General features: G+C 42.8%; 12 protein-coding genes. 5 read left to right on the plus strand and 7 right to left on the minus strand.

All coding sequences use genetic code 11. The annotated features are described in order from the left end of the window. Positions 1-105 precede the first annotated feature (105 nt). Together IEV98_RS21645 and IEV98_RS21650 are read right to left on the minus strand one after the other, a co-directional pair. Positions 106-810 carry a type 1 glutamine amidotransferase domain-containing protein gene (locus IEV98_RS21645; RefSeq protein ID WP_229738894.1) on the minus strand — a complete coding sequence of 235 codons (705 nt, stop codon included), beginning with the start codon at positions 808-810 and terminating at the stop codon, positions 106-108. 272 nt (positions 811-1,082) lie between these two features. After that, the gene (locus IEV98_RS21650) at positions 1,083-1,403 is read right to left on the minus strand and encodes a hypothetical protein (protein ID WP_188508144.1); all 321 of its coding nucleotides are present in this window, start codon (positions 1,401-1,403) and stop codon (positions 1,083-1,085) included. A 930-nt stretch (positions 1,404-2,333) separates the two neighbouring features. Here IEV98_RS21650 and IEV98_RS21655 point away from each other — a divergent pair. Together IEV98_RS21655 and IEV98_RS21660 are read left to right on the plus strand one after the other, a co-directional pair. Next, positions 2,334-3,524 (plus strand): redoxin family protein, encoded by a 1,191-nt coding sequence (locus IEV98_RS21655; protein ID WP_229738895.1) that lies wholly within the window; start codon positions 2,334-2,336, stop codon positions 3,522-3,524. Positions 3,525-3,636: 112 nt separating this feature from the next. Continuing rightward, positions 3,637-4,374, plus strand: coding sequence for a flavin reductase family protein (locus IEV98_RS21660; protein ID WP_188508145.1), 738 nt, complete (start codon positions 3,637-3,639; stop codon positions 4,372-4,374). Positions 4,375-4,396: 22 nt separating this feature from the next. Here IEV98_RS21660 and IEV98_RS21665 read toward each other — a convergent pair whose 3' ends face one another. Then, the gene (locus IEV98_RS21665; protein WP_188508146.1) at positions 4,397-6,727 is read right to left on the minus strand and encodes an ABC transporter permease; all 2,331 of its coding nucleotides are present in this window, start codon (positions 6,725-6,727) and stop codon (positions 4,397-4,399) included. A gap of 319 nt (positions 6,728-7,046) precedes the next feature. Here IEV98_RS21665 and IEV98_RS21670 point away from each other — a divergent pair, with 319 nt between their 5' ends. Next, positions 7,047-7,427: a nuclear transport factor 2 family protein gene (locus IEV98_RS21670; protein ID WP_188508147.1), complete on the plus strand. Its 381-nt coding sequence runs from the start codon at positions 7,047-7,049 to the stop codon at positions 7,425-7,427. 167 nt (positions 7,428-7,594) lie between these two features. Here the strand turns inward: IEV98_RS21670 and IEV98_RS21675 are convergent, their stop codons facing one another. Then, the gene (locus IEV98_RS21675) at positions 7,595-8,239 is read right to left on the minus strand and encodes a hypothetical protein (RefSeq protein WP_188508148.1); all 645 of its coding nucleotides are present in this window, start codon (positions 8,237-8,239) and stop codon (positions 7,595-7,597) included. A 259-nt stretch (positions 8,240-8,498) separates the two neighbouring features. On the opposite strand from IEV98_RS21675, the gene IEV98_RS21680 reads away from it, so the two are divergent. After that, positions 8,499-8,921, plus strand: a complete 423-nt coding sequence (locus tag IEV98_RS21680) for a VOC family protein (protein WP_188508149.1) — start codon at positions 8,499-8,501, stop codon at positions 8,919-8,921. A 116-nt stretch (positions 8,922-9,037) separates the two neighbouring features. On the opposite strand, the gene IEV98_RS21685 is transcribed toward IEV98_RS21680, so the two are convergent. Further along, the gene (locus IEV98_RS21685; protein ID WP_188508150.1) at positions 9,038-9,649 is read right to left on the minus strand and encodes a dihydrofolate reductase family protein; all 612 of its coding nucleotides are present in this window, start codon (positions 9,647-9,649) and stop codon (positions 9,038-9,040) included. A gap of 229 nt (positions 9,650-9,878) precedes the next feature. Here IEV98_RS21685 and IEV98_RS21690 point away from each other — a divergent pair, with 229 nt between their 5' ends. Next, the gene (locus IEV98_RS21690) at positions 9,879-10,535 is read left to right on the plus strand and encodes an MgtC/SapB family protein (RefSeq protein ID WP_188508151.1); all 657 of its coding nucleotides are present in this window, start codon (positions 9,879-9,881) and stop codon (positions 10,533-10,535) included. Positions 10,536-10,709: 174 nt separating this feature from the next. On the opposite strand, the gene IEV98_RS21695 is transcribed toward IEV98_RS21690, so the two are convergent. Then, positions 10,710-11,420 carry a LytR/AlgR family response regulator transcription factor gene (locus IEV98_RS21695; protein WP_188508152.1) on the minus strand — a complete coding sequence of 237 codons (711 nt, stop codon included), beginning with the start codon at positions 11,418-11,420 and terminating at the stop codon, positions 10,710-10,712. Continuing rightward, positions 11,417-12,547 (minus strand): sensor histidine kinase, encoded by a 1,131-nt coding sequence (locus tag IEV98_RS21700; protein WP_229738896.1) that lies wholly within the window; start codon positions 12,545-12,547, stop codon positions 11,417-11,419. The genes IEV98_RS21695 and IEV98_RS21700 overlap by 4 nt, the downstream gene beginning before the upstream one ends. Positions 12,548-12,565 lie beyond the last annotated feature (18 nt).

The following is a 12,565-nucleotide window of genomic DNA, read 5'->3' on the forward strand; positions in this document are numbered from 1 at the left end:
GCGACACGGCAAACAAAACCCTTAGCATGCACAAGATAAGACAGCTATTACTGTTGCCTTTTGACGACAGCGAACTGGAGGTTTACATCTACTGTTCCGAAGACGTCATTTGGTTTCCGGTACTTCATTCGCCTGCAGGTGATCGATCAGTGCTTTCGCTGTTGGTCCGGCTGACAACGGGTTTTGCCCGGTGATCAGCAACCCGTCTATCTCCACGTGAGATGCCATCGGAATGAGTGCAGAATGAAAATCGGCACCCAGTTCTTTGAGCCGTGTTTCCAGCTTATAGGGGATGTTGTCACTCTTCATCACCAAGGCTTCCTCTGTGTTGGAGAATGCGGTTACCCTTTTACCATCCAGCAATTCGGGCTGCAGTTCGGCAGCTTTGATCAAAGCTGCCGGACCATGGCATACCGCCGCCACCGGTTTGCCGGAATTATAGAAATCAAGGATAATCCTGGCGCATATTTCATCGGTGGCCAAGTCCCACAACGGTCCATGCCCACCTGGCAAAAACAATGCATCGTATTCTTCTGGATTGATAGCGCTTAGCGTGAGCGTTGCACCAAAAGCGGCCCGAGCAGCATCGTCGTCATTAAACCTGCGGTTGGATGCTGTGAGGTTCTCGGTAAGTTTGCTCATCGGGTCTACCGGTGGCTGCCCGCCCTTGGGAGAAGCCAGCTTAATTTCATAACCTTGGTCCAATAGTTCGTAGTATGGATCCGTAAATTCGCCTAGCCAGACACCGGTTTGGGTATCGGTATTTTCCATAGCCGAATGCGAAGTGAGTATCATCAGTATCTTTTTCATATCCCAATAGTTAGATTATCAGCAAACCGCCAATACCAATCTTGCCGGAAATTGATTAACAGTTAGGCTGCGAACTTGTTTTACTTTTAACCATTGCAAAACGTACTATTGATAAGTAATAGCGGTGCGCCCGGTGTCGGATACTACGGTATCATCGTACGGTATCAATGAAATTCACGATGGTCGATGGATACTGATGAAGCCTCAGGCAGAAATCAAATATGCAGTGGTCCTTTGGAACAATTAAATCGTTAATTGAAAATTAGTCTGTCCTACTTGTCAAGCGAATCCGGGTCGACATGCCCGAGGTGGGGCCGGGTGACCTTTGCGAGATCATAAACACGGTTCTTCGGGCTTTCCGAGCCATTGACCAGCCCCTTATCGAATAGCCCGTTAAGGATTGATTCCACGGTGTAGATATCGATATCGAGGTCTTTCAGTTCGGCAAGCCGCTTTACGACCTGCTTGGCGGTACCACTCTTGATATCGGCCAACGCGAAGACCACTCGGTCGGTCAGCGATGTCTGAGGATCGTGTTTGGCGGGCACCTGCAGCGGCCGGATCCGCCCATTGTCTTCATATTGCTTTTCCATTTTGATACGTTTTCCTTGGGCTGCAAAGTTATACTATCGAAACACGGGCCGTCGAAATTTGTTTTCGCAGCTTGACGACCTATAAGAACTTATTTCTTATTGGTATTTGGCGGTATGATTTATGCGCTCAATCATCCGATATTTTCTCATGAATTGACGAGCTACTGCACCGCCACTCACCGAGCGCAGGCGGCCGCCGAGATCATAATCGAATCGCCTGACGCCGTACAATTTGACGCCAATCAACACCTTATTTCCAAACGGGATTGTATTTAGTAATTAAGTATAGCTTGCTCGTAAAAAACGAAGACGTATTGCCTGAATATCTGAGGGGGGGGGCGGTTCGGTCTCCCCTGCCCTGACGAAAATCGGTATTTCCGTAACTAATAGACATCGTTCAACAAATAAGCCCCGAAACGGGGAGAATCGGGGCTCAAACTAACCAATTATAAACCTAAATTATGAAAAGACAAATTTTACTAACTGACTATATAACGCATTCCAGCTCCGCTTTGTTACAGCGGGATTGTTAATGATATGTTAAAAAGACAATAGGGTGATAAAAAGAGAAACCCGTTACCTGAAAGATAACGAGCATCCGCCCCAATGGGGTTAGGGGCTAACAACCTAAACCTGAGATAAAGATAAGAATTACCTCACTAAACTCAAAACTCATTCAACTATTCACGCCTAACGAGAACGCTTCCACTAAGCAGGTTAAAAACATGTTTCAAGCTAACCCGCCAAGCAAAATGCCTCCAACAGACGCTCGCTTTATGATATCTGCATTCGACTTTTGGTAAATGACTTCACCACCTTTCTGTATCGTTCCTAGGGGATGAACATCAACGCCGTTGTCTACGGGTGTTGATTCCCGCTTTGGTATGATTTATGTGCGTCATTAGGCACACCAAGAATTGAGGCTATACTATGAAAACTTTACGAAATCTTACGGGGAAGGTCTTGTTTACTGCGGGGCTACTGATGGTGGTTGGTTTGCTGGCAGTACGCGCTCAGGAAAAAATCACGGATTTACAAATCGGTGATGCTGCACCTGATTTTGAACTGCTCGGTATTGACGGCAAGACCTATTCCTTGGCAGATTTCGCGGATGGGAAGCTGCTGATGGTTTTCTTTACCTCAAATCATTGCCCGACATCGCATGGGGTGGAAGAACGCTTATTGGCTCTTTTGGATGAGACGGATAAAAAGGATCTTTCTTTCGTGGCCATCAATCCCAATCATCCGGATGGACTAAGTATCGACGAACTTAGCTTTGGCATTTATAACGATGGGTACGAAGATATGATCCGTTATGCGGCAGATCGCGGATTCACCTTTCCGTACTTATATGACGGCGAAACGCAAGATGTTGCCAGGGCCTACGGCTGCTTGGCCACACCGCATGTATTTATATTCGATGAGCAGCGCAAATTGCGTTACAAAGGTCGTTTTGATGATTCGATGTATGCCGATGCCTCGACGGTAAAGTCGCCAGATGCCCGAAATGCGGTGCAGGCATTGTTGACCGGAGGAGAGGTACCTGTCGAGGTGACGCAACCCATGGGCTGCTCCACGAAATGGCGCAGTAAAAAAGACGGCATCCTTGAGCGGATGGCGCAATGGGATAAAACTCCCGTTGATGTAGCGCCGATCGATACCGATCAAGTTGCCGCGGTGCGCGCAAATGGCAGCAATAATTTCCGTTTGATCAATGTATGGGCTACCTGGTGTGTCCCTTGCGTGGATGAATTCCCGATATTGGTTTCCGCTGCAAGACGATTCGATTGGCGAAATTTTGATTTCATCACCATCAGTGTGGATCATAAAGACCAAAAAGATGCGGTCAAAGCGTTTTTGGAGGGCGAAGGCGCAGGCTTGTCAGACCCAGGCCGTAAGCGAGTGCTTGAAGACGGCAGAACAACCAATAGCTACTTGTTTACTGGGGGCAATGCGGATGAGTTGATGAAGACCTTGGATGACCAATGGCAAGGAGGCGTTCCCTACACGGTCTTGGTGAATCCACAAGGTGAAGTGGTCTGGCGGAATCACGGGGTGGTGGAAGAAGAGGAAATGCTCAGGCAAATAGTGAATGTAATCGGTGCGCATTATGTGCCCTAAATAGGGTTATTCCCTTTAATCCGCAAGAAACGGATTTTAATAGCTGTATGGTATCGTTAATTTTAAAATGAACAGGAAAGTTGAGTAACGAAATCATACAAGCTACTATAACATGCATATTAAAAGTTATCCATCCATTTTGTACTTCGGCACACAGGTAGTACTTATCAGCACCAAAAATCCCAATGGCACAGATAATCTTGCGCCTATGTCTTCGATTTTCTGGTTGGGTTGGCGGTGCATCATTGGTCTTGGGGCTTCATCCCAAACCGCCAAAAACCTTTTGGTAACAAAAGAGGCCGTATTAAATCTTCCATCGGTACGCGAGGTAAAGGCAGTGAACCTACTGGCCAGAACCACGGGTGCTAATCCTGTTCCCCAATCTAAAATGTTAAAGGGTTATCGTTTCGAAGAAAATAAATTTGGAATAGCAGGATTGACGGGATGCCCGTCTGAAACCATCAATGCCTTACGGGTTAACGAATGCCCTGTACAAATGGAGGCTGTTGTCATGGCCATTCATAAATTGGCAGAGGATGAACCATTACAGCATGGGAAGATTATCACATTTGAACTAAAGATAAACAGGGTATATCTGGATAAATCAATTATTATGGATAATAATCCAAACCGAGTTGACCCCGATAGATGGAAACCCCTCATTATGAGTTTTCAGGAATTTTACACGCTTGGCGGCAAAGCACATGAATCGACACTCTCAGAAATTCCTGAAAATCTATACAATACACACGATAGGAAATCTGCCCAAGAAGAAGCTGCAAGGACATCCCAATGCAAAGGGAAACCGGGAAATCGTTGCAGCGCATATCCTCGCTTCTTGGGGAATTGATGCATCGAATGTTTTACCTTTTCTACTCGGCTTTTAAAACTTTTACGGGTTCAATTTGCGCCGCTCGAACGGTTTGGGACAGGACCGTCAGTAGCCCGACTATAGCAACCGAACCAAAGCCTATGCTTATATTGATAATACTCAAATCAACATGAGTGCCCATATCTTGTCTTAATAAATCACCGCCAAACAAGCCCGCTGGAACACCAATAAGTCCGGAAATTAGGATAAGAATGCCAAAACTTCCGGTAATTGTCCACACCAGTTTTATGTTGCTTGCTCCCAACACTTTTCTTATACCCAGTTCCTTAGTGCGTGTCTCTACAGCGTAACTTGCTATGCCTAAAATGCCCAAAGCAGCGATTATCATAACTATAAGGGCAAAGAATCCAAAAAAACTTAGCCTCTCTTTACTGCTTTTTCCTAAATAATCGTCTTTTAGGTTATGAATATTTGCCGTTTTTTCAGGAAAATGGTTACCCCATAAAGATTGAATGGCTTTGGTAACTTCCAATTCTGCATCGGGATTTATTTTTATAGCCAGGGTGGCTATTTCATTGGGTAAATAACGATACAACAACGGGGTTGATTGGCCAACAATATCATTAGGCATAATACCAATAACTTGCACATAGGCAGAGTCCAGTAATAGATTTTGCCCTACCAAATGCTCCGATTTAGCTTCCAATAATTTTGCGGCCGCTTCATTGACCAACACATATTGTTCCGTACCTTGGGGCATATTTTTAGGAAAATTTCGTCCAGATTTTAAGATAATTCCCTCTTTATCAATTGCATTCGGATCAACACTTACATAATTTATTTCCAGAATGTTATCGTCTAATCTTACTGAAGATTTGCCCATTTTAATCGGTTTATAATACCAGTTAGTTGCCGAAGTCGTTTCTACTTGACTTAACTGACTTATTTCGTTTTGCAGGTTTTCATATTTTTCACCTTTTAAATCAAGTGTCAGGACATTGGGTGGCACGGTTGAGTTAATGATTGCATTGTTTTTTATTTCATAATCGACCAGTATGACGACTAATATCATCAGCATGATGGTTACTGAAAATTGTACAACAAGTAAAGCTTTGTAAATAGCAACACCCCGAAATAGCTTTATATTCTTCATCTTACGTAAAATCTGTATGGGCTGAAATGTTGACAATAGCCATGATGGGAATGCTCCGGCGACCAATCCGGTTATAATTGCGTAGGTTAACAAGCCAAAAAATAAGGTTGTATCCCAAGAAAACGCCACATCCATATCGGGTACGTAGTGCATTAGAATTCGAACACATGGCAAGGTAAAAAACAATGCAAATAGGGAAACAAGGGTCGATTCTATTAAAAATTGACCAATAATTTGTCTTCTTGTTGCGCCTATGGTTTTACGAACACCTACTTCTTGCGCTCGAGAGAAGGCACGCGCTAATGCCAAACTGATATAATTGAAAGCAGATAAAAGGGTTAAGGATAGAATTATCAATAGTTGCGTTTTAATACTCGTCCAATCGGCGCCCGCATTGGGGTCATTTTTAATGTCATTGTTTCGAGGGGTAATATCTTCTATGGGTTGTGCTAAAAACTGAAGATGACTTTTATCCAATTTCCGATTATAGTTTTGGAGCACGATATTGAGCTGATTTAAATTACCTTCTGATTTTAACCGGGCATAAATTGCTGAACTCTTGAAGTCTTCCCAATTTTGTGAAATAGTACTGATTGCTCCTTTTTTTTCAAGCATTTCAGCAGAATTTAGCGATAACATGGCCTCAATGGGTAGATGTGTTTCTAAAGGCGGGTCTTGGATAATCCCCTCAACGGTATAAGAACCTAAATTTTCAAATTGTATAGTTTGTCCTAAAGCATTGGTGTTTCCAAAGATTTTTTTTGCTGTTTTTTCAGTTAAAAAAAGGGTGTTGGAATTATTGGTTAGGCTTTGTGCGGTGCCTGACAACAATTTAAAACCAAAAACATCAAAAAAAGAAGGCTCTGAAAATTTTATGTCTATAGGTACATCACCTCTGTCAGTTTGCAAATTATGTCTTCCTGCCAGACGTACTTTTACCGTTTTTTCAACAAAGGAGATGCTTTCCATTTGAGTCGCCAATGGCAATGGAGCTGTTGCCAATTTGGTTTGTTCACCCTCATTTGTTTCTTGCGTGAGTATCCGCACAATTTGATTTAATCTTGGATGAAAATGATCTTTATCGTGATTAGCTTTTATGAATGTAAAAAGAATAACACCAACCGCCATACTCAGTGATAAGCTCAGTATATTGACTAATGAAAAAAGTTTGTTTTTCCAGAGTATCCGGATAGCGATTTTTAGCGAGTTTTTTATCATGACTTAAGTGTTAATTTTTGATAAAAAATAAAACAAATACTGAACGGGAGGATCTTTCTCAATTCTGCTGGCAAAGTTGGTGCCTGAATAAAACCCATTAATTATCAATGTTTTATATAATTGTCTGTTAAAATATGTTCGATTTCGGACACCCCACTGTATCGATCTGATACAGTCAGGTAGTACATCTTACGCATGAAAAAAGATACCGTAGACAATGACAGATTAGCTAGTTCTCCATCTCTAGACCACAATTGCTTATCTTTACCGCAACCAGCGTGAACTAATTAGAGGTGAAAATAATTTAAGCTAATTCAGAATGACAGAAACAATCACGAGAGAACATGTTGTTGAAGCGGAAAACAAACTTTTTTCAGCTCAGCTAATAAGCGATGTGGACGTACTTAACCAACTATTGCACGATGACCTGATTGCAGTTACACCGACAGGTGAAATTGTAACTAAGGAGATGGACTTGAATGCGCATAGAATGAAAACAATGATTATTGAAGATGCTTCAACAGAAATTAACGACATTAAAATAACAACTGACACTGCGCTTTCAATAGTAACAATGACAGCAAAAGGACAAGTAATGGGAACGCCGTTGGAGGGCAAATTTCGTTATTTCAGGGTTTGGAAAAGATTTGGTGGCACGCTGAAAGTCATAGGTGCAAGTTTTATGCAATTAACCTCTTGAGATTTAGAATAAACGGATACGCAAAAGCAGAAGAGAACGGGGAGGGCTATGAAGCACTGATAAATTTAGCTTACGAAAATTTCTTTTTGGGACGCGAGGTACGGTGAAGGGTGAAAATCGTGACCATCACTGGAATTAGCCGTGGATTTTTACCGCAAATAACTTGATTATTGATTTATGCGCTCAATCATCCGGTATTTTCTCATGAATTGACGAGCTACCGCGCTGCCACTCACCGAGCGCAGGCGGCCATCGAGATCGTAATCGAATCGCCTATCTCCTATTTGCCGAATACGCCCATTTAAATCATACTCGATACGTAGATCGCCAATCCGACATATCCGGCCATTGAGGTCATAATCAATACGATCTGCGCCGAATTGCCTGACGCGGCCGCTGAGGTCGTAATCCAATGATTCGTCACCAATACGTTCGATTTTACCGTTGAAGTTGTAATCGATGCGTTTGCTCCCCACACGCCGAATACGGCCATCAAGGTCGTAGTCTATCCGTGCATCACCAATCTGACGGACCCGACCATCCAGGTCATAATCTACCGATGTATTGCCAAACTGCTTGATACGCCCGTCCAGATCATAGTCGATGCGTACTTCATTGCTTGTTCGGAAAAGCTCCGGCTCAGCCGTTGTCAAATTTCCCTTGTTGTCGATCAATAGATAAAACGGCCCTTCCCGCAAAACGATATCAGGCGCATGGGGATCCTCCCCCAGCCTGATCGTCTGGCCATTGACGAGCTTTGCCATGACCATTATAAATAACGCAAACGCTACGGCTTTAGTGATACGGTTCATATGCTTCCTTTTTAGTTATGACGGAAGTAAATGGACAGCGTTTAATTTGACCATGATATATTTCCAGAACTGATACATTACCGCTAATCGCGGTATATTAAAACACCCTGTACAAGCCAAGCAAAGCTCTGAACCGGAGAGAATCGGGGTTTCTAATTAACCAACTAGCTTCCAAAAAAGACGGTTTGACGCATAGAAATTGTTTACTAATTTTAACAGCGAATTATGAAAGGGTCAACAAACTGAAACCAACTATTTTATGATAACCGTAAACCCATACCTCTATTTCAACGGGAATTGCGAAGAGGCTTTTGATTTCTACAAATCAGTGTTTAAATGTGAATTCAATTATATCGGCCGATATAAGGATGTACCTCAAACTAGCGGCGGGTTGTTTGCGGACCAAGACCAGTTGATTATGCACGTTTCACTTCCGATCAGCAGCAACACTACATTGATGGGCGCGGACAGTACGGCACTGTTTAATCAACCGGTGTCAACGAGCAATTTCTCCTTATCGATCAGTACCGACAACAAAGAAGAGGCTGAAACGCTATTTCAAAGCCTATCCGAGGATAGGGAAATAAAGCTACCAATGAACGAAACTTTCTGGGGTTCATACTACGGAATTGTGACTGACAAATTCGGAATCAATTGGAAGATAAGCTTCGAGCTGGAATAACAAACCAGCAATCAAAAGTCCGTCAACTCGTCCTTTACCGGCCGTTTCATGATTGACAAAAAAACCGACCGGAAGCCGGCCGGTTCATTTGTGAATCTTTCATCGGATCGCCAATGCTATTTTTCAACCTTGTACCTGATATGTGTCACCAAGCCTGTTCCGCTCACCTCAACAGGTTCGAGCCGGAGATTCGGTACGTCTTCAAAGAGCCTTGAGCCTACACCAATCGTAACGGGTACGAGATGCAGCCACAATTCGTCAATGAGACCAGCAGCCAGATACTGATTGATGGTATTTGCGCCTCCCATGATCTTCACATTTTGATCTCCTGCCGCATCCTTTGCCATGCTCAATGCTGCTTCGATACCAGTTGTAACAAAATGAAATATCGTTCCCCCTTCCATTTCTATCGGTGGGCGTTCTTTATGGGAGAGTACAAAAACCGGAGCATGATATGGCGGATTGTCGCCCCACCATCCTTTCCATCCCGATTTGTCTCGCCTATCTTTAGGTCCAAACATATTACTGCCCATGATAAATGCGCCCGCATCGAGAATAGCATCTATTTCTTTTTTATGCCGATGCTTTTCCGGCTCGGCAAACATCCAACGATCCAGCAAGTCTGAATCAAACCCATCTCCAAATGGTTTTTCAAAACTTTGATTGTGCCCCGCGGCAAAGCCATCAAGAGAAACTGTTAATCCACAAGTTACTTTTGTCTTTTTCATGATTATTCTTTTTACACGTGATAAGTAATGGTACGCAATAAGTAGACGAATGGCACCGGAACAAATCGACAATGAATTTAAAAAATTTTTGTTTTTTGTTAGTACATCGTTTAGAAATGCCTGCTAGACCGGGTGAGGTTGGCCTCTTTTTTTAAGTAAGCGGCTGAATATGTGCTGAGGATAGGAACTTTATATGGCGTAAAGCGTTTTAAGGAAAAATAAGGAAGTCATGGAAGAAATAAATCAGCATTTTCAACAATCGGATATATTGAAGGCCGTATCGGCTTTAGTCGCCGGGATATTGTTAGGATACGAACGAGAGAGCAAAGATAAATCTGCAGGCCTTAAAACGATAACAATAATTACGGTTGGCTCTGCGCTTTTTGCCATTTTATCACAAAATTATAGTGGAAAAGGCGATAGCTTTTCGATTGCTGCTGGCATAATTAGCGGGATAGGATTTTTAGGCGCCGGGGTGATATTTAAAGAGGGGTTTACGATCTATGGACTTACTACCGCCGGTATAATTTGGGTGTCAGCAGCCATTGGGATGGCGATAGGCTTTGGGGAATTTTACATTGCAGGCCTATTCTTGTTTGTAACAATGGCCATAGTGTTTTTGACCCAAACAGTTGGCAAACAATTAATCCCTGCGAATAGTACGAAAGCGCTTAAAATTAAAATCAATAAAGAACATGCTGAAAAGCGATTTGAAATTATCGATCAAATAAGAAAATTTACTATTTATCAAAGCGTGGTGAAGACAGAAAAAAACGCTGATAGTGATTTAACAATTGATATTGACATACACATTAGACAGAAGGACGTTAGAAAACTAGAGCAATATCTCTATCATAACGGTAACATTCTTTCCTATAGTGTATGAAAATTACTGCCCTTATGGATGCCGGGTGCAAAGAAACTGATTTCTGCAAATACATGCTAACACCACGAAGAGATGTGGACATACTTAGCAAGTGAAATGGTAACCAAGGAGATGGACTTTTGCTATTTCGACATACACGACTAGGTCTTGCCTGTAAAACAAAACATCTTTCGATTACGAACCCGTGAATTTCAGCAATTTTTCCATAAAATGCTTCTTAAAGGCTCTTCCAATAGGAATGACCTGATCTACGGTTAGGTAAATTTTGTTGTGCGAGATTTTCGTTAAATGTGCCGTATTGATAATATACGACTTGTGCACTTGTTTGAAATCGTCATTCAATTTAGCTACCCAATCTTTTAGCGGCTCTGATGTCAGGTACTTATTTGAAGCGGTAATCACTTCGGTATAGTCACTGTCTGATTTAATAAAAATGATGTCGTCTCTATTAAGCTTCACCAAATCATGACTTGACTTGATGTACACGTATTTGTCGGCCGGTGTTGCATGCTCCTGCCCTACTTGCTGTATCGACTGGGTCATTGTCATTACTTTCTCAACAGCTTGCGTAAAGCGCTCGAATGAGAACGGTTTAAGTAGGTAATCAACGACATTGAACTGATAGCTTTCAAGTGCAAATTCAGAATAAGCTGTCGTCAGGATGGTAAGCGGATGGTTTTGCGCTGATCTCAAAAACTCCATTCCCGAAAAACGTGGCAGGTTGATGTCTAAAAAAATCAAATCGATGGAATGATCGTGGAGATAGGTGCTTGCTTCAAGCGCATCGCAGCATGTCATTTCTAGCTTAAGGGCCTCCGTGCTGCGGATATACTTCTGCAGGATATGCTGTGCGGGAGCATGGTCTTCGATAATGATACATTTCATAGCTTATCCCTTTTTTTTAACTGCATGGTTAATCTGGTGATAAAAATGCTTCCGTTATCTTGTATATCGAGTTCATGCGCTCCGGGATATTGCAGGTCCAAGCGTTTCCGGACATTTTCTAACCCGATGCCTTTTTCTAAACTAGCCGACTGGTAATCTAGGGAATAATTGTTCTTGCACAAAAACGTCAATTTCCCATCTGTTGAGACCTGCACCCGGATTTCAACAGCAATGTTTGCCGCCTGGCTTCCGGTACTGTGTTTGAATGCATTTTCAACAAAAACAATCAAGATAAGGGGAGGGATCGAAAAATCCAGGTTAGCGATGTCTTTGGTGAATTGGATTTCTCCCCGGTTTTCGATTTGTAATCGATTCAGGGCCACGTAGTTTTCTAGTTGTTGTATCTCACGGGGCAGTGCCACGAAATCTGACTGGCAATCGTACAACATATACCTTAATACCGCCGACAGTTCCAGGATAATCGATGGCGTCTTTGGCGAATTATCGATCGCATACGCGTAAAGACTATTCAGGTTATTGAATAAGAAATGTGGATTAATCTGTGATTTCAGAAATTGGATTTCACTTTCCTTCATTAAACCGGCTAAGCGTTCCAGTTCGCGTTGTCTGCGGTTGGAATCCCACGCAAGTTTAAAGGCTACAATGATAATGATAATGGGAAGTGTTTCAACCAGCGTAAACATGAGGCCTGGGAAGTGTGTCCCGCGCGTATCGGGAAAAAAAATCTGCTCCAGGATAAACTCATCCACCAGAATCACCGCAGTCAACACCGCTGAAAGTGCCACGATGAACAGGATCCACCGCTTATGATAATAGAAAACAGGCAGCAGTACATAATTTATCACCATTGCTGCTGCGAGGTAATTGGCGAAAAAGGCCAGTTTGGACGGTTTGAACAGCGTATGCAACGACTGATGCTGCTCCTCGTCAAGCTCGAACGAAAAAAAAACCAGCAACAACAACACAATGACCATTTGGTATACGAATTCTTTGAAATGGGGTGTAGATAACCAACGGTGTTGAAACCAACGAGACCGCTTTTCGGTCGTTGAAGTCCTATCGCTGGCAAACGATATGTCGTTGATCGGGTAAAATGAGTCGTTCACAGATTCGTATTCTTTTGT

It is taken from the genome of Parapedobacter pyrenivorans (genome assembly GCF_014636865.1).
Classification (GTDB): Bacteria; Bacteroidota; Bacteroidia; order Sphingobacteriales; family Sphingobacteriaceae; genus Parapedobacter; species Parapedobacter pyrenivorans.